Annotated in this window: 20 protein-coding genes and 1 pseudogene; 20 read left to right on the top strand and 1 reads right to left on the bottom strand. The window is 43.9% G+C overall.

Annotated features, from left to right (window positions below; translation table 11 throughout):
* The first annotated feature begins 22 nt into the window (after positions 1 to 22).
* The 15 genes from HMPREF9378_RS05665 to icd all read left to right on the top strand — a co-directional run bounded on the left by HMPREF9378_RS05665 (position 23) and on the right by icd (position 18740).
* Positions 23 to 466, top strand: coding sequence for a Fur family transcriptional regulator (locus HMPREF9378_RS05665; protein ID WP_002896119.1), 444 nt, complete (start codon positions 23 to 25; stop codon positions 464 to 466).
* A 467-nt stretch (positions 467 to 933) separates the two neighbouring features.
* The gene (locus HMPREF9378_RS05670) at positions 934 to 1677 is read left to right on the top strand and encodes a hypothetical protein (RefSeq protein ID WP_002913791.1); all 744 of its coding nucleotides are present in this window, start codon (positions 934 to 936) and stop codon (positions 1675 to 1677) included.
* Between the two features lie 149 nt (positions 1678 to 1826).
* Positions 1827 to 2519: a phosphoglycerate mutase gene (locus tag HMPREF9378_RS05675; RefSeq protein ID WP_002900876.1), complete on the top strand. Its 693-nt coding sequence runs from the start codon at positions 1827 to 1829 to the stop codon at positions 2517 to 2519.
* Between the two features lie 209 nt (positions 2520 to 2728).
* A complete protein-coding gene (pbp2b, locus tag HMPREF9378_RS05680) occupies positions 2729 to 4795 on the top strand; it encodes a penicillin-binding protein PBP2B (RefSeq protein ID WP_002913790.1) in 2067 nt (688 codons plus the stop codon).
* Between the two features lie 103 nt (positions 4796 to 4898).
* Entirely contained in the window at positions 4899 to 5495 is a 597-nt protein-coding gene (gene recR, locus HMPREF9378_RS05685) for a recombination mediator RecR (protein WP_002897999.1), read from the top strand.
* Between the two features lie 219 nt (positions 5496 to 5714).
* Complete coding sequence (locus tag HMPREF9378_RS05690) at positions 5715 to 6761, top strand: D-alanine--D-alanine ligase (RefSeq protein WP_032911186.1); 1047 nt, start codon at positions 5715 to 5717, stop codon at positions 6759 to 6761.
* A gap of 75 nt (positions 6762 to 6836) precedes the next feature.
* Entirely contained in the window at positions 6837 to 8207 is a 1371-nt protein-coding gene (locus HMPREF9378_RS05695) for a UDP-N-acetylmuramoyl-tripeptide--D-alanyl-D-alanine ligase (RefSeq protein WP_002913788.1), read from the top strand.
* Entirely contained in the window at positions 8197 to 8808 is a 612-nt protein-coding gene (locus tag HMPREF9378_RS05700; RefSeq protein WP_002902622.1) for an NUDIX hydrolase N-terminal domain-containing protein, read from the top strand. The genes HMPREF9378_RS05695 and HMPREF9378_RS05700 overlap by 11 nt, the downstream gene beginning before the upstream one ends.
* Positions 8809 to 8915: 107 nt before the next feature.
* A complete protein-coding gene (locus HMPREF9378_RS05705; RefSeq protein ID WP_002913787.1) occupies positions 8916 to 9602 on the top strand; it encodes a YwaF family protein in 687 nt (228 codons plus the stop codon).
* Positions 9603 to 9620: 18 nt separating this feature from the next.
* On the top strand, positions 9621 to 10307 hold the full coding sequence (locus tag HMPREF9378_RS05710; RefSeq protein ID WP_002913786.1) for a YwaF family protein: 687 nt from the start codon (positions 9621 to 9623) through the stop codon (positions 10305 to 10307).
* Between the two features lie 447 nt (positions 10308 to 10754).
* On the top strand, positions 10755 to 12299 hold the full coding sequence (locus HMPREF9378_RS05715) for a peptide chain release factor 3 (RefSeq protein ID WP_002913784.1): 1545 nt from the start codon (positions 10755 to 10757) through the stop codon (positions 12297 to 12299).
* Positions 12300 to 12637: 338 nt separating this feature from the next.
* Complete coding sequence (locus HMPREF9378_RS05720; protein ID WP_002911996.1) at positions 12638 to 13546, top strand: magnesium transporter CorA family protein; 909 nt, start codon at positions 12638 to 12640, stop codon at positions 13544 to 13546.
* Between the two features lie 211 nt (positions 13547 to 13757).
* Positions 13758 to 16421: an aconitate hydratase AcnA gene (gene acnA, locus HMPREF9378_RS05725; protein ID WP_002913783.1), complete on the top strand. Its 2664-nt coding sequence runs from the start codon at positions 13758 to 13760 to the stop codon at positions 16419 to 16421.
* A 2-nt stretch (positions 16422 to 16423) separates the two neighbouring features.
* Positions 16424 to 17542: a citrate synthase gene (locus tag HMPREF9378_RS05730; protein WP_002913782.1), complete on the top strand. Its 1119-nt coding sequence runs from the start codon at positions 16424 to 16426 to the stop codon at positions 17540 to 17542.
* Positions 17529 to 18740, top strand: a complete 1212-nt coding sequence (gene icd / locus HMPREF9378_RS05735) for an NADP-dependent isocitrate dehydrogenase (RefSeq protein ID WP_002913781.1) — start codon at positions 17529 to 17531, stop codon at positions 18738 to 18740. Before HMPREF9378_RS05730 ends, icd begins: the two co-directional genes overlap by 14 nt.
* A gap of 31 nt (positions 18741 to 18771) precedes the next feature.
* Here icd and HMPREF9378_RS05740 read toward each other — a convergent pair whose 3' ends face one another.
* Positions 18772 to 19170 carry a hypothetical protein gene (locus HMPREF9378_RS05740; protein WP_002913780.1) on the bottom strand — a complete coding sequence of 133 codons (399 nt, stop codon included), beginning with the start codon at positions 19168 to 19170 and terminating at the stop codon, positions 18772 to 18774.
* Positions 19171 to 19527: 357 nt separating this feature from the next.
* Between HMPREF9378_RS05740 and HMPREF9378_RS05745 the strand changes: the two genes are divergently transcribed.
* The 5 genes and pseudogenes from HMPREF9378_RS05745 (at position 19528) to HMPREF9378_RS05760 (ending at position 23903) form a co-directional block, all read left to right on the top strand.
* On the top strand, positions 19528 to 21099 hold the full coding sequence (locus HMPREF9378_RS05745) for a DEAD/DEAH box helicase (RefSeq protein ID WP_002913779.1): 1572 nt from the start codon (positions 19528 to 19530) through the stop codon (positions 21097 to 21099).
* 59 nt (positions 21100 to 21158) lie between these two features.
* Positions 21159 to 21335 (top strand): annotated as a pseudogene (locus tag HMPREF9378_RS11770) (DeoR/GlpR family DNA-binding transcription regulator); the annotation flags it as partial.
* 258 nt (positions 21336 to 21593) lie between these two features.
* The gene (locus tag HMPREF9378_RS05750) at positions 21594 to 22070 is read left to right on the top strand and encodes a PTS sugar transporter subunit IIA (RefSeq protein ID WP_002913777.1); all 477 of its coding nucleotides are present in this window, start codon (positions 21594 to 21596) and stop codon (positions 22068 to 22070) included.
* Between the two features lie 20 nt (positions 22071 to 22090).
* Complete coding sequence (locus HMPREF9378_RS05755; RefSeq protein ID WP_009659841.1) at positions 22091 to 22396, top strand: PTS sugar transporter subunit IIB; 306 nt, start codon at positions 22091 to 22093, stop codon at positions 22394 to 22396.
* 31 nt (positions 22397 to 22427) lie between these two features.
* A complete protein-coding gene (locus HMPREF9378_RS05760) occupies positions 22428 to 23903 on the top strand; it encodes a PTS galactitol transporter subunit IIC (RefSeq protein ID WP_002913776.1) in 1476 nt (491 codons plus the stop codon).
* Positions 23904 to 24004 lie beyond the last annotated feature (101 nt).

Below are 24004 nucleotides of genomic sequence, written 5' to 3'. Positions count from 1 at the left end.
AGAGGCTATAACGGAGCAAATAATGAAACAAGAACATCAGCATGATTTTGACCAAGTAATTGGCCATTTGCGCGCTAAGGGCGTGCGCATTACAGAAACGCGGAAGGCGGTGATTGACTATATTATCCAAAGTCATGACCATCCTAGCGCTGAAATGATATATCAGGACTTGAAGCCGAATTTTCCTAATATGAGTCTGGCAACAGTCTATAATAATCTCAAGGTTCTGATTGATGAGGGTTTTGTCGCTGAGCTCAAGGTTCGCAATGATACGACGACCTACTTTGACTTTATGGGCCATCAGCATCTCAATGTCATCTGTGAAAAATGCGGCCGTATCGCTGATATGGAGCTGGAACTTCCAGATGTGAAGCATGAGGCTGAAGTGCAGACTGGCTACCACATCACCCAAAGCCAAACGACTGTCTATGGCCTATGCCCCCAATGTCAGCAAGAGGCGGTGTGACTGCGAGGATGATTAGCAGCTTTTTGGAGCCTAAAGACGGACAAAGTTGTGACTCGCTTTGCAAATTCAATCTGCAACTTCAAAGCAGCAATTTGAGCAATCAGCTATTGCGTTAAGATTCTATTCCTAATAAAAGGTAAGGCTAGAACTTATGTCTCTTAGCCTTTTTCTATGTGTTTTAGCGAGGCTTGTTCGCAGGATATCATCTGAGCTTAGAGACGTTGGTACCTAGTCAAGTACAGCACTTAGCAAGATCAGATATTTTAAGTACAAACCCTTATATACTTATGCTATTATTTTACAGGCCAATTCTCTTTTGATATAATGAAAGCAGAATAAAGCCTTGTACAAAGAGATTCAAAGAGTTCTGAAGGATTTACAATATAGGTAAATTTGTCATAAGTCTGTAGTATTGAAATCTTTAAGGAGTATTACTTTGTGGGTAGGTTAGATTTTTAGGAGGTCTTATGTTCTGGTGGAGAAAGAAATGGCTGGATGAGTTGTCAGACAGTGATGAATCGCCTCTTTTGGAATGTCGTCATCTTCTCTTTGAAGAGGAAGCTGGCTATCCCATTTGCCCCTCTTGCGGTGGACTCATAAAAGAGAATTTTCCTAAGAAAGGCGCGGATAAAGCACGTCTGCACCTGATATGGGAGAAGATGCAGCGAGTATGGAGTGTCAAAATTGGGATTACTTCAACACTGCTCATTATCATTCTATCTTATTGGTTGCCACAGGTTATAGGTGGCTGGTTTCTATGGACAGGCGACTATGGATTTAGTAGATTTATTCCTTCTAGTTCTCATAATCCCACCTTATTTAGTGTGACACTTTTTGGCTACATTCCCTTATTTATCCTTTTTGTAGCAAGAGAGCGTGTTAAGCGATTTTTTACCTTCTCTTTGAGGATTGAGCATTTTCATAAAATTCTTTATTCTTGGCCAGTTCAGCTTACTCTCTTTATCTTTGTTATCATCTTATTAAGTGCTTATATGCCTAAGTTTTACGAAATGGAAGGAGAATCGTTGATTGTCAAGCAAATTCAGCTAACTCCCGCCCAGCAGACTAAGGGAGTAGAGCTCTTTGTCTTTGTCAATATGCTTTGTAACTGGATAGTAGCAGGCTTGTTGGCCATTCATCAACTGATAGACAGGCGGCGGACTTGGTGGCTTAAGGAAGCCAACGAGGTTTATCTGTCTGGCGGGTGTTAGGGCAAAGGTTTCTGCTCGGAAATACAAAAGCGCTTTCTTGTTGAAAAACGTCTGATTTGACGAAATAGGCTAGCTTTTTAGGCGAAAATTTTGTAAAATAGAATAGATAAACGGGGACTGCCTCGGAAAATAAAAGGAGAATCCATCTAATGGTAAAATTAGTTTTTGCTCGCCACGGTGAGTCTGAATGGAACAAAGCTAACCTTTTCACTGGTTGGGCTGATGTTGACTTGTCTGAAAAAGGTACACAGCAAGCAATCGACGCTGGTAAACTGATTAAAGAAGCTGGTATCGAGTTTGACCAAGCTTACACTTCAGTATTGAAGCGTGCGATTAAGACAACTAACCTTGCTTTGGAAGCGTCTGATCAGCTTTGGGTACCAGTTGAAAAATCATGGCGTTTGAACGAGCGTCACTATGGCGGTCTGACTGGTAAAAATAAGGCAGAAGCAGCTGAGCAATTTGGTGATGAGCAAGTGCATATCTGGCGCCGTTCATACGATGTATTGCCTCCAAACATGGATCGCGATGATGAGCACTCAGCACACACTGACCGTCGTTATGCTTCACTTGACGACTCAGTAATTCCAGATGCTGAAAACTTGAAAGTGACACTTGAGCGTGCCCTTCCATTCTGGGAAGACAAGATTGCTCCAGCTTTGAAAGATGGCAAAAATGTCTTTGTAGGTGCACACGGTAACTCTATCCGTGCCCTTGTGAAGCACATCAAACAACTGTCTGACGATGAAATCATGGATGTGGAAATTCCAAACTTCCCACCATTGGTATTCGAATTTGACGAAAAATTGAATGTAGTAAAAGAATACTACCTTGGAAAATAAGCTTAAAGGAATCTGAGATTATTCTCAGGTTCTTTGCTTTTCCAGAGAGGAAGGACGAGGATTGCTGGAAGTCTTGTCAGCAAGTCTTTTCTGTTCCGAGGTTTAGCGGATTTCCTCTTAACTCGTCCACATTTTCAGATTTTCTATCAGTTTTGAAACATTCATCGAGCTGGATTTATGGTAAAATAAAGGTCAGAACTTTTACTAGAATGAGAGAGAAGATGGCAAGGAAGAAGAGAAAATTTGACAGTCATTCCATAACCAGAAGGCTTTATCTGCTGTTTGGAATTGTGATGCTTTTGTTCTTAGCCTTGATTGCTCGTCTGGGCTATATGCAGGTAGTTAATCAGGACTTTTATACGGATAAGTTGGCCAAGGCCAGCAAGACCAAGATTACCACTAGCTCAGTGCGTGGGCAGATTTATGATGCTACCGGCAAGCCCTTGGTGGAAAATACGACCAAGCAGGTGGTGACCTATACACGGGATAATCGTCTGACGGCTGGTGAGATTCGAGCGACAGCTCAAAAGCTCCTGACCTATGTCAGTGTCAGCGATACAGAGGTGACAGACCGCCAAGAGGTGGATTATTATTTGGCGGACAGCGCAGTCTATCAGGAAGTAGTAGAAAAGCTGCCCAAGGACAAGAAATTTGATACAGATGGCAACCGCCTGCCTGAGTCCAAAATCTATAAGGCGGCAGCTGAGAGCATTGATCCTAAGCAGCTGGGCTATACGGATGAGGAAAAGAAAGCCATCGTTCTCTTTAGTCAGATGAATGCAATTTCCAACTTTGCGACGGGGACCATCCAGACAGATCCGCTGACAACAGAGCAGGTAGCTGTACTGGCTTCTAGCAGTAAGGAGCTGCCAGGTATCAGTGTCTCAACGGGCTGGGACCGTAAGGTCTTGGATACCTCGCTGGCTTCCATCGTGGGTAATATCTCGACGGAAAAGACTGGACTTCCGGCTGAAGAAGTGGATGATTACCTGAAAAAAGGCTACTCCCTCAATGACCGGGTGGGGACCTCCTATCTAGAAAAGCAGTATGAGTCAGTCTTGCAGGGCAAGCGAGCTGAGAAGGAGATTCATCTGGACAAAAATGGTAATATGGAGAGTGTGGAAAATATCTCTGACGGCAGCAAGGGAGACAATCTCAAGCTGACGGTGGACTTGAGCTTCCAGCAGGGAGTGGAGGACATTCTCAAAAATGCCTTTAATGCAGAGTTGGCTAGTGGCAATGCGACTTACTCTGAGGGTGTCTATGCTGTAGCTATGGATCCAAATACTGGCGCCGTCTTGGCTATGGCAGGCATCCGGCATGATTTGGAAACGGGAGAAAACTCTGTCGATGCTCTGGGAACCATGACCAATGTCTTTGTTCCGGGATCTGTGGTCAAAGCTGCAACATTGACCTCGGGCTGGGAGAATAATGCAATTAGCGGCAACCAAGTCCTGACAGACCAGCCGATTAGCTTTGGCGGTACGGACAGTATCACTTCTTGGTTTACCCAGTATGGTTCACGTGCTATCACAGCCCAAGAGGCCTTGGAATACTCTTCTAATACCTATATGGTGCAGGTGGCGCTGAAGATGATGGGAACGCCTTACTCAGCGGATATGAAGCTAGATTTTGATGAGCTAGATCCGTCCATGAAAAAGCTACGGTCGACTTTTGCAGAATATGGTCTAGGCACTTCGACAGGGATTGATTTGCCAAATGAGTCCACAGGCTATCTTCCAGACAAGTTTACCTTTGCTAACTATCTGACCAATTCTTTTGGCCAGTTTGACAACTATACAACGCTTCAGCTGGCTCAGTATGCTTCAACAGTAGCTAATAACGGCAAGCGTGTAGCTCCGCATATCGTTGAAGGCATTTACGGCAACAGTGACCAAGGAGGACTCGGTGATTTGGTGCAGAAAATTGACACCAAGGAGCTGAACCAGGTTAATATCTCTGACGAGGATATGAGCATTATCAAGCAAGGCTTCTATCAAGTGGTTCATGGCAGCAGTGGCTTTACAACTGGTCGGACTATTTCTCAGGGAGAGAGTGTGCCAATCAGTGCCAAGACTGGTACGGCTGAGACCTTCGTGGACAAGGGCAAGAAAGAAGCTATCAATACCAATGTCGTGTCCTATGCACCAAGTGAGAAGCCGCAGATTGCGGTGGCAGTGGTGTTCCCTCACAATACGGACCTATCTTCTACAGTCAGCCACAGTATCACTCGCGATATTATCAATCTTTACAACCAACAACACCCTATGAATTAGTGCTCAATGAAAATCATCAGCAAACATAGAAAGCTAATGCAGTCAGTGCTCAAGTAGAGCAATCTGGTTTGAGGAGATTTTTTGAGAATAGAGAAAGGATTTTATGCTTTACCCAACCCCTATTGCCAAGCTGATTGACAGTTTTTCAAAGCTGCCCGGCATTGGCATCAAAACAGCCACTCGACTGGCTTTTTACACCATTGGCATGAGTGATGACGATGTCAATGAATTTGCCAAGAATCTGCTGGCTGCTAAGCGTGAGCTGAGCTACTGCTCTGTCTGCGGCAACCTGACGGATGAAGACCCTTGTGCTATCTGTCAAGACCAGTCGCGCGATCAATCAACTATTTTGATCGTTGAAGACAGCCGAGATGTATCAGCCATGGAAAATATACAGGAATACCACGGACTTTATCATGTCCTGCACGGTTTGATTTCACCTATGAATGGCGTTGGACCGGATGACATCAATCTCAAGAGTCTGATTACTCGTCTGATGGATAGCGAGGTAACAGAAGTTATTGTCGCGACTAATGCGACTGCGGATGGCGAAGCGACTTCCATGTATATCTCACGGGTCTTGAAACCGGCTGGAATTAAGGTGACTCGACTAGCGCGTGGTTTGGCGGTTGGTTCCGACATTGAGTATGCGGACGAGGTTACGCTGATTCGCGCTATCGAAAATCGAACGGAATTGTAAACATCAAGGATTTTTCTGGCTCTAGCTGGTTGGAAGAGTCCTTTTTTCTGTTCAAAAATGCTGGGAATTGTGATATACTAAAACGGACTGATACAGAAGTTCCTGCTTAGAAGAATCACCTAGCTAGGGTAGATGCAAAACCAAGCTTTTGAACTTGATTCTTCTCGGACTGGCAGCTTTTGTAAATCGTACTATTTTTAGAAAATGATAGGAAAAATCATGGCAAAACAAAGATTGATTTTATTGTATGGCGGACGCAGTGCAGAGCGGGAAGTTTCGGTTTTATCAGCTGAGAGCGTCATGCGGGCTGTCAATTATGATAGATTCTCGGTGAGGACTTACTTCATCACCAAGGATGGAGATTTTATCCAAACTCAGGAATTTGAAGCAAAGCCGGCGGCTGATGAGAAGCTGATGACCAATGCCACAGTGGACATGTCTCGGAAGATTAAGCCCAGCGATATTTACGAAAAAGGAGTCGTGGTCTTTCCGGTCCTGCATGGTCCCATGGGCGAAGATGGCTCTATCCAAGGCTTCCTAGAAGTGCTCAAAATGCCTTATGTCGGCTGTAATATTTTATCTTCTAGCTTAGCCATGGATAAAATCACGACCAAGCGAGTGCTGGAATCAGCAGGAATAGCCCAAGTGCCTTATGTGGCGCTGGTCGATGGCGAGGATCTAGAGCAAAAAATCCAAGAAATCGAGGAGAAATTGACCTATCCAGTCTTCACCAAACCTTCTAATATGGGCTCCAGTGTCGGCATTTCTAAATCGGAGAACCAAGCAGAACTGCGTGCTTCTCTGGACCTGGCTTTCAAATACGACAGCCGAGTACTGGTTGAGCAAGGAGTGACGGCTCGCGAGATTGAGGTTGGGCTTTTGGGCAATGTTGACGTCAAGAGTACCCTACCTGGAGAAGTGGTCAAGGACGTGGCTTTTTATGACTACGAAGCCAAATACATTGATAATAAAATTACCATGGATATTCCGGCCAAGATTCCAGAAGAAGTGGTGAGTCTGATGCGTCAAAATGCAGAGGCAGCTTTCCGAGCTCTGGGCGGTCTGGGGCTGTCCCGTTGTGATTTCTTCTATGCAGAAGATGGTCAGGTCTTCCTTAATGAGCTCAATACCATGCCAGGTTTTACCCAGTGGTCCATGTATCCACTACTCTGGGAAAATATGGGACTGGCCTATCCTGACTTGATTGAGAAACTAGTTGGCCTAGCTGAAGAGGCATTTGCTAAGAGAGAGGCGCATCTTCTCTAAAATATGATATAATAGAGGGGCTGAAAATTTTCGGTCCTTTCTTTTTGTGAGCAAACCGAAAAACGAGGAAGAAGTATGAAATTAGATTTATATGAAATTGCAGAAGTCCTGTCTGCGAAAAATGATGTGACTCAGTTTGAAAATGTTGCGCTTAGAAATGCTGAGTTTGACAGCCGCTTGATTGAGTCGGGTGACCTTTTTGTGCCGCTTAAGGGAGCGCGTGATGGCCATGACTTTATCCCAACAGCCTTTGCTCAGGGTGCTGCTGCCACCTTATCTGAGCATCCAGTGGCAGAGGGGGCTTATATCTTGGTCGATGATGTCCTGACGGCCTTTCAGCGCTTGGCCCAGTATTATCTGGAAAAGATGCAGGTGGATGTGCTGGCGGTGACAGGCTCCAACGGTAAAACGACGACTAAGGATATGCTGGCTCAGCTACTAGCAACCAGCTACAAGACCTATAAGACACAAGGTAATTACAATAACGAAATCGGTCTGCCTTACACGGTTCTTCACATGCCTGAGGACACAGAGAAACTTGTCTTAGAAATGGGGCAGGACCACTTGGGCGATATCCATCTCCTGTCTGAACTTGCCAAACCTAAGACAGGCATTGTAACTCTGGTTGGAGAAGCCCATCTGGAATTTTTCGGCAGCCGAGCTGAAATTGCCCAAGGCAAGATGCAGATTGCGGACGGTTTGAGAAAAGATGGTCTCTTGATTGTTCCGGCGGATAAGATTGTCAATGAATTTCTGCCAGCAGACTGCAAACTGGTTCGCTTTGGTCCTGATGCGGATATCTTCCTGACGCGTCTGGAAGAGCGCAAGAACAGCTTGAGCTTTGAATGCAACTTTTTAGAGCAGAGGATTGACCTGCCTGTGACCGGTAAGTATAATGCAACCAACGCCATGATTGCAGCCTATGCAGCTCTGCAGGAGGGGGTATCTGAGGTGGCTATTGCTCAAGCCTTTTCTGAGCTGGAGCTGACCCGCAATCGAACAGAGTGGAAGAAAGCTGGTAATGGCGCAGATATCCTATCGGATGTCTACAATGCCAATCCAACAGCCATGCGCTTGATTCTGGAGACTTTCTCGACCATTCCGGCCAATCCAGGCGGACGAAAATTGGCAGTGCTGGCGGATATGAAAGAGCTGGGAGCGGACTCTAAGTCCATGCATGGCTCGATGATTACCAGTCTCAATCCAGAAATTGTGACCGACCTTTTCCTTTATGGACAGGACATGGAAGCTCTCTATGACTATGCCAAGGAGATTTACCCGCTAGGCAAGGTCCATTACTTTATCAAAAATGACCAGAAAGACCAGTTTGAACAGCTGACCAAAGCTGTCAGAGAGAAGCTGACTCCTGCCGACCAAATTCTTCTAAAAGGCAGCAATTCCATGAATCTGGCTAAGCTGGTAGAGGACTTGGAAGATGGAAACTAAAGAAACTGCAAAAACCATTCAACGTCTCCTTTCTATTACAGAGACAGGATTGGCATTTAGTCGTGATGAATTTGATCGAGAGCGTTACTTAGAACTCCGTCAGCTTTTGGGACACCTCCTGGCTGATTGGTCAGATTTGGATGGGAAAGAATTGGCAGAGTTGTTGCGCCCAACGGATTTTTATGCCACTCCCTTGATTGATGTCCGCGCCTTACTGGTTCGAGACGGAAAAGTCTGTTTAGTCAAGGGTAAAAATGAGAAAACTTGGGCTTTACCTGGCGGCTTTTGTGAAGTCGGACTATCTCCTAAGGAAAATATCGTCAAGGAAGTCCAAGAAGAAACGGGATTTAATGTTTCAGTTTCGCGTCTGCTTGCAATTTTTGATACTAATAAATTTCAATTTCAGAGTAAGCAATATGCTAAACTGGTCTTTGAGTGTCAGATAGAGGATGGAGATTTTCAGCCTAATACAGAAATAGAAGACTTAGCTTTCTTTGATATCCAATCTTTACCAGAATTATCTTCTAAGCGGACGACAAAAGAACAGTTGGAAATCCTTTGGGAGATTTATCAAGGAGATAGAGAACAGTATTTGGATTAGTTAAGTAAGTTTCTGGAATGCTTTTTGTCTGAAAAAGCTAGAAATTATTGCAACAACAGGCAAACTCAACCTTGTTCAAACCTTATATTAGAATGGAAACCTAGGAGATGGGAATAAGAGATATGTTTACAACCTATAAAACCGAACCGCCTCAACTGGGACTTTGGTATTTTGTTCTTTTGGGGCTGGTCTTTGCGATTATCTGGCTTTCCTATCGCTACTACAATCGGAAGCCTTACCAGCAGCTATTTGTCGGGATGCAAGCTTGCCAGCTGATAGGCCTCTACTCTTGGTATATGCTGACTGCTGCCCCACTGTCTGAAAGTCTGCCTTTTTATCATTGCAGGATGGCCATGTTTGCCTTGATGTTTCTGCCTAATCGCTCAGTGTATAAATATTATTTTGCACTTTTGGGGACTTTTGGATCGATTGTAGCCTTTATTTATCCGATTTTTGATCCTTACCCTTTTCCCCATATCACTATTTTGTCCTTTATCATCGGTCATCTAGCGCTCTTGGGAAATTGTTTGATTTATCTTTTCAGATATTATCATACTTTCTCTATGAGCTGGCAGCGAGTGGTGTGGACGACCTTTCTGATGAATGCGTTTTTGCTTGTTATCAATATGTTGACAAAGGGTTCTTATGGATTTCTCACAGATCCGCCGCTTGTTGGCAATCACGGACTCCTGCTCAATTATCTGCTTGTCTCAATCGTCTTAAGTGCAGCAGTCTGCTTGGTTTCTGAAATTTTTAAGCGCGTGGAGCAGACCAAGACAGTCACCCTAACCTAATCATCTAACGGAGGATTTATGAAAGATTTTTTAACTACGACAAAAACGGTAGCACCGCCTATCTCGATTTTATGGTATGCTGTGATGATTGCTCTGGTTTTGCTGTCTATTTGGAGCTCGCTCAAATACCATGATAATCCGCGTTTTGTCAAGGCTTTTAAGTGGATTCAGATTGCTCAACTGCTGATGCTTTATAGCTGGTATTTTGGTTTTCGGATTCCCTTTACCAATAGTCTACCCTTTTATCATTGCCGTCTGGCTATGTTTGCGGTGGTCTTTCTGCCAGATAAATGGCGCAGCAAGCAGTATTTTGCTCTATTAGGAGCCAGCGGAGCGGTCTTTGCCTTGGGCTACCCAGTCTTTGACCCCTATGATTTCCCGCATATTACCAGCTTCTCTTTCCTGATTGGTCACTATGCTCTCTTGGTTAATTCCTTGATTTATCTGATGAATCACTACGACAAGACCCTGCTCAAGAAATACATGATTGTCGCCTACACCTTTGGACTCAATCTTTTCCTAGTCGGCGTTAATCAAGTGACCGGAGGTAATTACGGTCTGCTAAAAAGTCCGCCTTTTATCCCTAACGCTCCCTTATGGATAAAATACCTTCTTGTGTCAGTCATTCTTTCTCTGGCTCTGGTTCTCTTTGATATATTGTTTAAGATACGGTGGAAAAAGCAGTTAAGTCTGGTCCACAGTTAATTCACTTTAAATTTATAGCTCCTGTCAAGTTAATGTCGCAGGAATTTTCTTAATTAGATAGTTTTATCATGACTTGCTTTGCTTCTAGTAACAAATGGACTGTTTGTCTATCAACTCTTTAAGCTGGTCGAGCTAGACGCTTCTGTGACAGCTGAAGAAAAGGAAGAGCTGGAAATCAGAAAAACGCCTGCTCTATTTACTGGGTTTAATCTTCATCTTTACAATTTTCCTCTTTAACAGTGTCATTGTAAGATTTTAAAGGAAATTTCATTGACTTAGACTTAGGAGAATAGAATCGCTCGAAAGAGCGATTTTTATCTTCTTTAGATAATTGAAAAAAAGCGCTAAATCCGCTATAATAGGTAGGTTGAAAGGATTAGACTATTCCGATGTAAAATAAAAAATACTAAGATTCACCATTATCCTAAATAAAAGAAAGAGAAGAAGATGACTTTACAAGAAGAAATTAAGAAACGCCGGACCTTTGCCATTATCTCCCACCCGGACGCGGGGAAAACGACCATCACGGAGCAGTTGCTCTACTTCGGGGGTGAGATTCGTGAAGCTGGGACAGTCAAGGGGAAAAAGACGGGTAATTTTGCCAAGTCTGACTGGATGGATATCGAGAAACAGCGGGGGATTTCAGTGACTTCCTCTGTCATGCAGTTTGACTACGATGGCAAGCGGGTCAATATCCTGGATACGCCGGGGCATGAGGACTTCTCAGAAGATACTTATCGGACCTTGATGGCGGTGGATGCTGCGGTCATGGTTATTGACTCGGCTAAGGGTATTGAGGCCCAGACCAAGAAGCTCTTTGAGGTTGTTAAGCATCGTGGTATTCCAGTCTTTACCTTTATGAACAAGCTGGATCGTGACGGTCGCGAGCCCTTGGACTTGTTGGAAGAATTGGAAGAGATTTTGGGTATTGCCAGCTACCCGATGAATTGGCCAATTGGCATGGGGAAGAGTTTTGAAGGCCTTTATGATCTCTACAATGAGCGGCTGGAGCTTTATAAGGGTGAGGAGCGCTTTGCGACTCTGACAGAAGGCGACCAACTGTTTGCCTCCAATCCTTTTTATGAGCAGGTCAAAGAAGATATTGAGCTCTTGAGCGAAGCTGGAAATGAATTCTCAGAAGAAGCAATTTTGGCTGGCAAGCTGACACCTGTTTTCTTCGGCTCAGCCCTGACCAACTTTGGCGTCCAGACTTTCCTGGAAACCTTCCTCAAGTTTGCTCCGGAACCGCATGGCCACAAGAAGACAGATGGCGAGGTAGTTGAGCCGCTTAGTCCAGATTTTTCTGGTTTTGTTTTTAAAATTCAGGCCAATATGGATCCGCGCCACCGCGACCGTATCGCCTTTGTCCGTATCGTTTCTGGCGAGTTCGAGCGCGGTATGAGTGTCAATTTGCCTCGCACTGGCAAGTCTGCTAAACTGTCTAATGTCACCCAGTTTATGGCTGAGAGTCGGGAGAATGTGACCAATGCCGTAGCTGGAGATATTATCGGGGTTTACGATACAGGGACTTATCAGGTTGGTGATACCCTGACCGTTGGAAAAAATAAATTTGAATTTGAGCCTCTGCCAACCTTTACTCCAGAGATCTTTATGAAGGTTTCGGCTAAGAATGTCATGAAGCAAAAATCCTTCCATAAGGGGATTGAGCAGCTGGTGCAAGAGGGAGCCATCCAGCTTTATACCAACTACCAGACGGGCGAGTACATGCTAGGCGCTGTCGGTCAGCTTCAGTTTGAAGTCTTCAAGCACCGCATGGAAAATGAATACAATGCTGAAGTAGTTATGAATCCTATGGGTAAAAAGACTGTCCGTTGGATTTCACCAGATGACTTGGACGAGCGCATGTCTTCTAGCCGTAACATTCTAGCCAAAGACCGCTTTGACCAGCCAGTCTTCCTCTTTGAAAACGACTTTGCCTTGCGCTGGTTCGCTGACAAGTATCCAGATGTTAAACTGGAAGAGAAGATGTAACGTACTAAGATTGCTTTGCTACATAGTAGTCTAAGCAATCTACGTCATGTCCTATGGGACCATGGCTAAGTACCTTACTAACTGCGTTTGGCAAATAAAATCGATTTGCCAAACTCCGTGTCGAAGTGAATGGGATTGTTATGATTGTATAACAAACTAAAGTTACTAAGGCCGAGTTCAGTTTGGCCCCTTGCTAGCCACTTGACTAATCTCGTCAGGCGAGGCAGTTGATTTGATTGGTTTTGTGCTTCGATATTGCATATTTGCTTGCAGGAAGAGTTTATGAAGTTGGGCGCTAGTTTATTAGAGAATTATTCTACATTGTAGAAAGGAGCTCCATGTTTCTGGAAAGAAAACTAAAAGATCAGTCTGTCTGGATCAACATTGACTCAGATAGTTTCAAAAAGAACGCACGGATTTATCAGGATTATGAAATTGATCAGGAGACCATCGAGTATGCACTCGATAAGAACGAGCGGGCTCACATGGACTACAATCGTGAGAATGGAACGGTTGTCTTTATCTACAATGTCCTTAATCTAGCGACAGATAAGGAACATTATGAGACGATTCCCATGACCTTTGTGGTGCAACAGAGACGGCTCATTACGATCAGCAACCAAGACAATGCCTATGTTGTGGATATGATGAAAGCCTATACTGAGCGTCATGAGCCAGTATCGGTCTATAAGTTTCTCTTTGCTAGTCTGGAGTTGGTCTCCAATTCTTACTATCCGGTCGTTGAGCGGATGGACAAGCGCAAGGATGAGATTAATGCTCTCCTGCGTCAGACCACTACCAAAAAACACCTATTTGCCCTGTCAGACTTGGAAACTTCTATGGTCTATCTAGTTGCTGCAGCTAAGCAGAATCGCATGCTCCTAGAGCATATCAAAAGTCATGGCATTTACCGACGTTTTGATGAATTAGAAACCGAGCAGTTTGAGGATGCTATGATTGAGGCTCGTCAGCTCGTCTCCATGACCGATCTGATTTCTCAAGTTCTCAGCCAGCTTTCTGGCTCCTACAATAACATCCTGAACAACAATCTGAATGACAATTTGACGGTCTTGACCATCATTTCGGTCCTTCTGGCAGTACTCGCAGTTATTACTGGTTTCTTTGGTATGAATGTTCCTCTGCCCTTGTCAAATGATAAAAACGCCTGGATCTATATTGTTATCATTAGTCTGATTATCTGGGGACTTCTGACCAAGCTTCTTAAATGGTTGGCCAATAAGAAGTAAACATTTGAAATTATTTTCCCTATAACAAGCACCGAGAATGGTGCTTGTTTTTTCGTGCTTGGGAAAGAAAATGATTGGTACAGTTGGTCTATATTTAAAAAACTGTTATTTTATGTAATAAAACATAACATAAAAAATATAATTTTTATTGCATAAAATTTCATAATAAAGTATAATATAAAACAATTTAAAATAAGTGAGGGGTAGAAATATGGCAGAATACCTAAGCAATTTAAATTACAAAGGCAAAATATACCAATACATAGACCTTGGGAAAGCCTCGGCACTACTAGGAGGGGATATAGAAAAACTTCCTTATTCTATACGAATATTATTAGAAAGTGTTCTTCGTAAGGAAGATGATGTTGACGTAACAAAAGATAACATTAGCTCTTTAATGTATTATCAAGCTAAATCACCAAGCGGAGAAGTTCCTTTTAAGCCTAGTCGAGTCATTCTCCAGGATTTTACAGGTGTTCCTGTCGTAGTGGATTTGGCTAGTATGCGCGATGCTATTGTCGGGCAGGGAGGTCAAGCCGATCAGATTAATCCAGAGATTCCGGTTGATTTAGTTATTGACCACAGTGTTCAGGTGGACTTTTATGGCTGTGATACAGCTCTAGAAGCCAATATGAACCAAGAGTTTGTCCGCAACAATGAGCGCTACGAATTTCTCAAATGGGCAGAAAAATCGTTTGATAATTATCGAGCAGTTCCCCCTGCTACTGGGATTATCCATCAGGTCAATATCGAATTTCTCAGTGATGTCATCATTGAAAAGGATGGCCAACTCTATCCAGACAGCATGTTTGGAACGGATAGTCATACGACAATGATTAATGGGATTGGTGTTCTGGGCTGGGGAGTCGGTGGGATTGAGGCTGAGGCTGCCATGCTGGGTGAGGCTTCTTATTTCCCTGTTCCTGAGGTAATTGGTGTTCGTCTCTTGGGTAAGCTGCCTAAGATTGCGACTGCGACGGATTTGGCTTTAAAGGTCACGCAAATCTTGCGGCAGGAAAATGTTGTTGGCAAATTTGTCGAGTTCTTTGGGCCTGGTTTGTCTAACCTAAGTCTGGCTGACCGGGCAACGGTGGCCAATATGGCGCCAGAATACGGTGCTACCTGTGGTTATTTTCCGATAGATGAAGAAACGCTCAATTACATGCGCCTGACCAATCGAACGGAAGATCATATTGAGCTGACCCGTCTCTATGCTCAAAAAAATCACCTCTTCTATAATGAAAAGGTTGAGCCGAACTATACTAAGATAGTCGAAATTGATTTGTCCAGCATTGTGCCGAGCATCTCAGGACCCAAGCGACCCCAGGATTTGATTGAATTAACAGCTGCTAAAGAGGAGTTTCAAGCTAGTCTAGTCAGAGAAGCGGGGGTCCGAGGCTTTGGGCTAGATGAGAGCGAGCTGGAAAAGTCTGCAGTGGTCCAATTTTCTGACCATGAGGAGACGATTAAGACCGGTCATGTGGCTATCGCTGCCATTACTAGCTGTACCAATACATCCAATCCCTATGTCCTGATGGCGGCGGGGCTTTTAGCCAAGAAAGCAGTCGAAAAAGGCTTACGCGTTTCAAAGACTGTCAAGACTTCATTAGCTCCGGGCAGCAAGGTGGTCACAGGCTATCTCAAGAAGAGTGGTCTGCAAACTTATCTGGATCAGCTTGGTTTCAATCTTGTCGGCTATGGCTGCACCACTTGTATTGGAAATTCAGGCAATCTCCGACCGGAAGTGGCTCAAGTGATTATGGATACTGACTTGCTGGCTAGTGCTGTTCTTTCAGGAAATCGGAATTTTGAAGGACGGATCAATCCACTGGTCAAGGCCAATTTCCTAGCTAGTCCGCCCTTGGTAGTTGCCTATGCTCTGGCTGGAAATACCAATATCGATCTGACTAGTGAGCCACTAGGTTATGATCAAAAGGGGCAGCCAGTTTATTTGATGGATTTGATGCCGGAGCACGACTTGGTTGCAGACTATGTTCAAAAATATGTGACACGCCAGCTTTTTGGAAAAGAATATGCTCATGTGTTTGATGACAATGAAAAATGGAATCAGATTCCGACAGCCTCTTCTCAGAATTATCAGTGGAATCAGGCTTCGACCTATATTCAAAATCCACCTTACTTTGATGGCTTAGCTGATGATTTAGCCATTCAGCCACTGAAAAATCTTGCGGTGCTGGCAAAATTTGGGGATACGGTGACGACAGACCATATCTCCCCAGCAGGAAATATTGCCAGAAACAGCCCTGCAGCTTCCTATTTGATGGAGCACGGAGTGGATTACCAAGAGTTTAATTCCTATGGCAGCCGTCGGGGCAATCATGAGGTCATGATGCGGGGGACTTTTGCTAATATTCGGATAAAAAATGAACTGGCGGATGGGAAAATTGGTGGTTACACAGATTATAAAGGAGAGTTGCTATCCATTTATGAAGCAGCCATGCGCTACAAGGAAGAGCAAATTGACACCATAGTTCTAGCTGGTAAAGACTATGGTATGGGGTCCAGCCGTGATTGGGCAGCTAAGGGGGCTAATCTTTTGGGTGTCAAGGTGGTGCTGGCAGAGAGTTTTGAGCGTATCCACCGGTCTAATCTGGTCATGATGGGGATTCTTCCTTTGCAGTATCTAGAGGGAGAGAGTGCGGCTAGTCTGGGCTTAACAGGTAAGGAGACTTTCGACATCAATCTGCCACAGAACCCGCAAGTTGGCCAGCTAGTTGACGTGGTAGCTCGTAAGGGTACTGAAGAAATAGCTTTTCAAGCTCGGCTGCGCTTTGATGCAGAAGCGGATATCCGTTACTATGAAAACGGAGGAATTTTGCCCATGGTCGTTAGAAAGAAATTAGAGGAGGTGTGAGCATGAGTCAGACGGACGGTTTGAAAGATACCATTGCCTGTGATACCAGGATTAGCCAGATTGTGGATGATTCCTTGTCTTATGCAGGCTACAATATTTCTGAATTGGTAGAGCACCATGCGAGTTTTGAAGAGGTGATTTATCTGCTGTGGCATTTGCATTTACCGACTCAGATTGAGCTCAAGCATTTTGAGGAAGATCTGCGAGCTAATTATGCTATTAGTGATGCGGTGGAGCAGTGCATCCTTATCCAGTCCCGCAAGCACCTTCATCCCATGAGTGTCTTGCGCTCAACAGTCAGTCTTTTGGGCGTTTATAATGTCCATGCTGAGGAAGCGTCTCTTGAAGCAACCTATGAGCAGAGCATCCAACTTATGGCAAAGATGCCGACCATTATTGCGGCTTTTGCCAGACTGAGGTTGGGCCAGACCCCGATAGAGCCGCGGGAGGATTTGGGATTTGCGGCTAATTTCCTTTATATGCTCAAAGGACAAGAGGCGAGTGAGCTTGAAGTCAAAGCCTTTAACTGTGCCTTAGTGCTCCATGCCGACCATGAGCTCAATGCTTCAACTTTTGCAGCTCGAGTCTGCGCCTCAACCTTGACCGATATTTATTCCTGTGTGACAGCAGCTGTCGGAGCGCTCAAGGGTTCTCTTCATGGCGGCGCTAATGAATGTGTCTTTGATATGCTGAAAGAGATCAGAGAGGAAGGAGATTGTCAGGCCTACCTAGACCGCAAGCTGGCCTCTCACGAGAAGATTATGGGCTTTGGTCATCGAGTTTACAAGACACAGGATCCACGTGAAAAATACCTGCGTCAAATGGCCAAGGACTTGACACAGGGAACCAAGGACGAGGTCTGGTACCAGCTTTCAGAGGAGATTGAAGCTTATATGAAGCATACCAAGCACCTGATACCGAATGTCGATTTTTATTCGGCTACGGTTTACCATGTACTGGGCATTGACAGCAGTATCTACACCCTGATTTTTGCCATGAGTCGGGTGGCTGGTTGGATTGCCCATATTCAGGAACAGCGCAAGAACAATAAGTTGATTCGGCCGCGTTCTAACTATATTGGTGCTCAAGATTTGGAGTATCTTCCCATTGGAAGGAGATAAAATGGCAGATAAGATTTTGTTTGAGAAAGGGCGGTTGCAGGTGCCGGATGCTCCTATTATTCCTTACATCCAAGGTGACGGGATTGGAGTGGATATCTGGGAAAATGCCCAGCTGGTCTTTGATAAGGCAGTGGAAAAGGCTTATGGCGGACAGAGAAAGGTTGTTTGGAAGGAAGTTCTGGCTGGGAAAAAAGCAGCAGACCTGACGGGTGACTGGCTGCCGGATGAAACGCTGGCAACGATTAAGGATTGTCTGGTAGCTATAAAGGGGCCCTTAGAAACTCCAGTCGGAGAAGGGATTCGTTCCTTGAATGTGGCACTGAGACAAGAATTAGACCTTTACGCCTGCCTGCGACCGGTTCGTTATTTCAAGGGAGTTCCCAGTCCGCTCAAGCACCCAGAGAAGACTGATATCACGATTTTTCGGGAGAATACAGAAGACATCTATGCGGGGATCGAGTGGGAGAGTGGAACGGCTGCCGTCAAAAAAGTTATCGATTTCCTGCAGAAGGATATGCAGGTTGACAAGATTCGCTTTCCAGAAAGCTCTGCTATTGGGATCAAGCCTATCTCTAAGCAGGGCAGTGAGCGGCTGATACGGGCGGCTATTGACTATGCACTTGCCAAAGGATTGAGTCGGGTAACTCTGGTTCACAAGGGCAATATCCAGAAATTTACAGAGGGTGGTTTTCGGAAATGGGGCTATGAGCTAGCTCAAAGAGAGTATGCGGATGAGTTAGCTTCTAGAAAACTAATCATCCAAGACGTCATTGCGGATAATTTTCTGCAACAGATTTTGCTCTATCCAGAGAAATTTGATGTTGTTGCCTTGACCAATCTAAATGGTGACTATGCCAGCGATGCCCTGGCTGCTCAGGTGGGCGGGATTGGTATTGCGCCAGGAGCCAATATTAATTACGAGACTGGTCATGCTATTTTTGAAGCTACTCACGGAACGGCGCCAGATATAGCGGGGCAAAATAAGGCTAATCCCTCTTCTCTTCTCTTATCGGGGGCTATGCTCTTTGATTACATTGGTTGGCCGGAGGTCTCTCATCTCCTGACTAAGGCTATTGAGAAGGCTCTCTTTGAGCAAAAAGTGACAGGGGATTTTGCTAGTCAGCTGGAAGGAGTAGCAGCTTTGACCACTAGTCAATTTGCTGAGGAGCTACTGGTTAATATAGAAAAGTTCCCATAATGAAGAAAAAAGCGATGAAGAATCTGCCTATCTAGACAGTCTCTTCATCACTTTTTTGTCTTTTTCGATATTCTAGTCCCCAGCCGATGATCCAGCAAAAGACTAGCAGATAATTTTCAATCCAGCCCAGTAGATTGGCTTGATTCGCCTTTTCCAGATAGCCTAGCAGATGGTTGGTTCCAAAGCCCAGTCCGCCCAGAATCAGTGCTAGCAAGGTCATACGCAGATAGAACCAATCATACTTTATGTTGGCAGCAATGACTAAAGGCAGAATAGCCAGATTCCAGAAACCAATTTCCTGCTGCCAGTAGGGAGCTAGACCATAGATGGACTCATTGCCCAAGAGCTGGGGCTGGAAAATCTGGATTGTAGCTGCGCCCAGCATAGCTAAGATTAGTAAAATGAAAATCACTCGTAAAAATTTATTCATACCTGTCTCCTTTCTTCTTTGTAGATTATAATGTTTTTGAAAATGATTTTCAAGTTTTCATTTTTTACAAAAGAAATCTCTAATAAAATATTTTACAGGCAAGTCCTATCTTTTTAGGTGCTTTTGTGGTATACTAGATTAGTTGCAGAAATACAGTTTTTCTATTCAATGGGAACTAGCGACCGAGTCGGCGCTTTTTTAGTGCCTAGACTTGAGAGACCATATTTATGAAGAGAAGAGCGAATACTCTCAGAAAATCGAGATTTAGCAGGCGAAAAGCACTTGGTATGTTTCGATAGTTGAGTATCAAAAGCCTTATAAGGTGGCTTCGCACCGCCTTTAGAAAGAAGAAGAACATTGAAATTTAATGAATTACATTTATCTGCTGAATTACTAGCAGAAATTGAAAAAGCTGGCTTTGTAGAAGCAAGCCCTATTCAAGAGCAGACAATTCCACTTGCTATGGCAGGTAAGGATGTCATTGGTCAGGCCCAGACTGGGACAGGAAAGACAGCAGCCTTTGGCTTCCCAACTTTGGAGAAGATTGATACAGATAATCCTGCTGTGCAGGCTTTGATTATCGCTCCAACCCGTGAATTGGCCGTGCAGAGTCAGGAAGAGCTTTTCCGTTTTGGCCGCAGCAAGGGGGTCAAGGTGCGTTCTGTCTACGGTGGCTCCAGCATCGAAAAGCAAATCAAGGCCCTCAAATCAGGTGCTCATATCGTCGTAGGAACACCTGGCCGTCTCTTGGACTTGATCAAACGCAAGGCGCTTAAGCTGAATCAGATTGAAACCTTAATCTTGGACGAAGCGGATGAAATGCTTAACATGGGCTTTTTGGAAGATATTGAGTCTATCATTTCCCGTGTGCCAGAAGAGCGTCAGACCTTGCTCTTTTCAGCGACCATGCCGGATGCTATCAAGCGTATCGGTGTTAAGTTCATGAAGGAGCCTGAGCATGTCAAGATTGCTGCTAAAGAGCTGACGACGGAGTTGGTGGATCAGTATTATATCCGTGTCAAGGAAAATGAAAAATTTGATACCATGACCCGCCTGATGGACGTGGAGCAGCCTGAGCTGTCTATCGTCTTTGGCCGGACCAAGCGCCGGGTGGATGAGCTGACTCGTGGCCTGAAAATCCGCGGTTTCCGAGCAGAGGGTATCCATGGTGATTTGGATCAAGGCAAGCGTCTTCGCGTTCTGCGCGACTTTAAAAACGGCAATTTGGATGTTTTGGTGGCGACAGATGTGGCTGCGCGTGGATTGGACATTTCTGGTGTGACCCACGTCTACAACTATGACATTCCGCAGGATCCAGAAAGCTATGTTCACCGGATTGGTCGGACTGGTCGTGCTGGTAAGTCAGGTCAGTCTATTACTTTCGTAGCGCCAAATGAAATGGGCTATTTGCAGATTATCGAAAATCTGACCAAGAAGCGCATGAAAGGCCTCAAGCCTGCTACTGCAGAAGAAGCTTTCCAAGCTAAGAAAAAAGTTGCCCTTAAGAAGATTGAACGCGATTTTGCTGACGAAAGCATCCGCTCTAACTTTGAGAAATTTGGCAAGGATGCCCGCAAGCTGGCAGCAGAATTCAGCCCAGAAGAGCTGGCTATGTATATCCTCAGTTTGACGGTGCAGGATCCAGATGCCCTTCCTGAAGTAGAAATTGCCCGTGAAAAACCACTGCCATTTAAACCGTCTGGCGGTGGCTTTGGCGGAAAAGGCAAGGGCAGTCGTGGCGGAAATAGCAACCGTCGCAATAATGATAACCGCCGTGACCGAGGTGGCCGTCGCGATCAATTTAAGAAAGGTCGCAAAGACGAGCGTTTTGACAAAGAAAATCGCTACCGCAAGGACCACAAGAAACCTCGCAATACTTCTAGCGAGAAGAAAACCGGCTTTGTTATCCGTAACAAGGGTGATAAATAAAAAACAAGAACTCTGATACATCAAATATGTATCGGAGTTTTTTCTTTTGATGAGATATTAATGCTACTATACTCGATAACGCAATTGAGAAATATACCGTTGCTGATAACAGTAAGTTTGATAGCTATTCTTTTTATACTTTCTATAGCTTGGACAATATTATTGCGGTGATAACCGATGAAAATCTTTCTAATAAAGTTCGAGAGAAATATAGTCTCTATACTAATCTTTTGTAAAAAATTGAACGGAATATTAAAGTATTTTATGATAAAGGGCGCTACAATCTTGTGGCGTTTTTTTGTGAGAAATCTTATAAGCAAAAAGTATATAAAGTGTAATTTAGCTACTTGGTTATCAAATCAAACAAAATAGTACACGATTTATTAATTATTGTAAACAAACAATTTATAAAAAAGATATAATAAGCTATTGACTATATTATATCATAATGATATAATGAATTTACAAACAAAAAGAAACAAGGTGAGGTAATAATGGAGCTTTCTAAATTGTTTGATAAAGAGTTAGTTTTTTGTCTAACTGCAAAAAGTCAAGAAGAGTTATTTTATCAGGTAGCTGACTTACTGGAAGAGAGAAAAATTGTCAATCCTTCTTATAAAGAGGCTCTGATAAAAAGAGAGCAATCTTTTCCAACTGGATTGGATATGGAGTTTTTAGGCAAAGACTTGCCAAATGTAGCCATTCCCCATACAGACATTGAGCACAACTTAACAGAGAATGTGGTTGTGGTTAAGTTGGAACAGCCTGTGACTTTCCACAATATGATTGCACCTGCACAGACAGTTTCAGTCTCTCTTTTATTCTTTATTATTAACCATTCTAGCTCAAGTCAAACTAACATTTTGGCGCAGCTTATGGACTTCTTCACTAGCCAAGGCAATTTAGCTGAGTTAGCTAAGTGCAACACTGATGAAGATTTGTTTCACTATATTTCAACAGTCATCAAATAAATTAAATGGAGGATTTTACCATGATTAAAATTTTAGCAGCCTGTGGAGCTGGTGTGAATTCCAGTCACCAAATCAAAAGTGCCCTTGAGGAAGAATTGTCAAACCGTGGTTATGATGTTCATTGTGATGCAGTAATGGTCAAGGATGTCAATGAAGATTTAATTCAAGGATACGATATCTTTACACCGATTGCAGCAACAGATTTGGGCTTCACACCAGAAATTCCTGTTATTGAAGCAGGACCGATTCTCTTCCGTATCCCAGCTATGAGTGCTCCGGTGTATGACAATATTGAAGCGGCCATTAAAGAGCATGGTCTAAGTTAGGTTATAAAAGGTTAAACCAGGAGGTTTTGTTATGAATGCTATTATTGATATAGCGAATAAGTTCTTTGATCCCATTATAAAAATGGGCGGCCCGATAGTCATGCTGATTATCTTGACTGTCTTGGCTCTGTTGTTTGGTGTAAAATTTTCCAAAGCTTTGGAGGGTGGTATTAAGCTAGCCATCGCTTTGACGGGTATCGGGGCCATCATCGGTATGCTGAATGGAGCGTTCTCAGCTTCACTTGCAAAATTCGTTGAAAATACAGGCATTCAGCTTAACATCACAGATGTCGGCTGGGCTCCTTTAGCAACGATTACTTGGGGTTCTCCATGGACCTTGTACTTCTTGCTTATCATGCTGATTGTCAATGTCGTTATGCTGGTTATGAAAAAGACCGATACACTGGATGTTGACATCTTTGATATTTGGCACTTATCCATCACTGGACTACTAATTAAGTGGTATGCGGATAACAATCATGTGAGTCCGGCTGTATCACTACTGATTGCGACTGCAGCAGTTGTCCTAGTTGGTGTTTTGAAAATCATCAACTCAGACTTGATGAAGCCAACATTTGATGATCTTTTGAATGCGCCAAGTTCATCTCCGATGACATCTACTCACATGAACTATATGATGAATCCTGTCATCATGGTTTTGGATAAGATTTTTGATAAGTTTTTCCCTTGGCTAGATAAGTATGACTTTGATGCTGCGGCACTAAATAAAAAGATTGGTTTCTGGGGCTCTAAGTTCTTTATCGGTTTCCTTCTCGGGGTGGTCATTGGTTTTATGGGAACTCCACACCCTGTAGCAGGTGCAGAAGATGCAAATACTTGGCAATTAGTCATTAAAGGTTGGCTGACTCTAGGTTTGACTGCTGGTGTCTGCTTGGAATTATTCTCATTGATTGGTTCATGGTTCATTGCAGCTGTAGGACCACTTTCACAAGGTATTACAAACGTTGCTACAAAACGTTTGCAAGGACGTAAATTCAATATCGGTTTGGACTGGCCTTTTATTGCAGGTCGTGCTGAAATCTGGGCTTGTGCCAACGTACTTGCACCAATTATGCTGATTGAAGCAGTTCTTCTTTCTAAAGTAGGGAATGGTATCCTACCGCTGGCTGGGATCATTGCAATGGGTGTAACTCCAGCGCTCTTGGTAGTTACACGTGGCAAACTTTTACGTATGATTGTGTTTGGAAGTCTTTTGCTTCCGCTCTTCCTGTTGTCAGGGACTCTGATTGCACCATTCGCAACAGAACTTGCTAAAGGTGTTGGTGCCTTCCCTGAAGGAGTCAGCAAATCGCAATTAATCACTCACTCTACGCTAGAAGGACCGATTGAGAAGCTACTGGGCTGGACTATCGGTAATACTACAACTGGTGATATCAAAGCAATCATCGGCGCAGTTATCTTCTTGGGAGCTTATGTAGGAATCTTTGCTTGGTACAGAAAACAAATGATCAAACGTAACGAAGCCTACGCTGCAAAGGAAAAATAAAAGCTTGTTGCTAGAATGAGGTATAAAGTAAGCCATAAAAACAAATAGTAAAGCGAAGAAAACTAGGCTGATATAGATAAAGTCTAGTTTTCTTGTTATAG

It is taken from the genome of Streptococcus sanguinis SK1 = NCTC 7863, assembly GCF_000194945.1.
In the GTDB taxonomy this organism is placed as follows: Bacteria; Bacillota; Bacilli; order Lactobacillales; family Streptococcaceae; genus Streptococcus; species Streptococcus sanguinis.
Note: the sequence above shows the minus strand (reverse complement) of the source record. Positions and strands in the feature narration are given on the sequence as shown.

Bases quoted from the DNA above. Each gene is read 5' to 3' on its own strand.
- HMPREF9378_RS05750 (WP_002913777.1), top strand. From the start codon at position 21,594: ATGGAGCTTTCTAAATTGTTTGATAAAGAGTTAGTTTTTTGTCTAACT.
- HMPREF9378_RS05730 (WP_002913782.1), top strand. From the start codon at position 16,424: ATGAGTCAGACGGACGGTTTGAAAGATACCATTGCCTGTGATACCAGG.
- HMPREF9378_RS05710 (WP_002913786.1), top strand. From the start codon at position 9,621: ATGAAAGATTTTTTAACTACGACAAAAACGGTAGCACCGCCTATCTCG.
- HMPREF9378_RS05760 (WP_002913776.1), top strand. From the start codon at position 22,428: ATGAATGCTATTATTGATATAGCGAATAAGTTCTTTGATCCCATTATA.
- pbp2b (WP_002913790.1), top strand. From the start codon at position 2,729: ATGAGAGAGAAGATGGCAAGGAAGAAGAGAAAATTTGACAGTCATTCC.
- HMPREF9378_RS05700 (WP_002902622.1), top strand. From the start codon at position 8,197: ATGGAAACTAAAGAAACTGCAAAAACCATTCAACGTCTCCTTTCTATT.
- HMPREF9378_RS05675 (WP_002900876.1), top strand. From the start codon at position 1,827: ATGGTAAAATTAGTTTTTGCTCGCCACGGTGAGTCTGAATGGAACAAA.
- HMPREF9378_RS05720 (WP_002911996.1), top strand. From the start codon at position 12,638: ATGTTTCTGGAAAGAAAACTAAAAGATCAGTCTGTCTGGATCAACATT.
- HMPREF9378_RS05665 (WP_002896119.1), top strand. From the start codon at position 23: ATGAAACAAGAACATCAGCATGATTTTGACCAAGTAATTGGCCATTTG.
- recR (WP_002897999.1), top strand. From the start codon at position 4,899: ATGCTTTACCCAACCCCTATTGCCAAGCTGATTGACAGTTTTTCAAAG.
- HMPREF9378_RS05705 (WP_002913787.1), top strand. From the start codon at position 8,916: ATGGGAATAAGAGATATGTTTACAACCTATAAAACCGAACCGCCTCAA.
- HMPREF9378_RS05690 (WP_032911186.1), top strand. From the start codon at position 5,715: ATGGCAAAACAAAGATTGATTTTATTGTATGGCGGACGCAGTGCAGAG.
- HMPREF9378_RS05715 (WP_002913784.1), top strand. From the start codon at position 10,755: ATGACTTTACAAGAAGAAATTAAGAAACGCCGGACCTTTGCCATTATC.
- HMPREF9378_RS05695 (WP_002913788.1), top strand. From the start codon at position 6,837: ATGAAATTAGATTTATATGAAATTGCAGAAGTCCTGTCTGCGAAAAAT.
- HMPREF9378_RS05740 (WP_002913780.1), bottom strand. From the start codon at position 19,170: ATGAATAAATTTTTACGAGTGATTTTCATTTTACTAATCTTAGCTATG.
- HMPREF9378_RS05755 (WP_009659841.1), top strand. From the start codon at position 22,091: ATGATTAAAATTTTAGCAGCCTGTGGAGCTGGTGTGAATTCCAGTCAC.
- HMPREF9378_RS05670 (WP_002913791.1), top strand. From the start codon at position 934: ATGTTCTGGTGGAGAAAGAAATGGCTGGATGAGTTGTCAGACAGTGAT.
- acnA (WP_002913783.1), top strand. From the start codon at position 13,758: ATGGCAGAATACCTAAGCAATTTAAATTACAAAGGCAAAATATACCAA.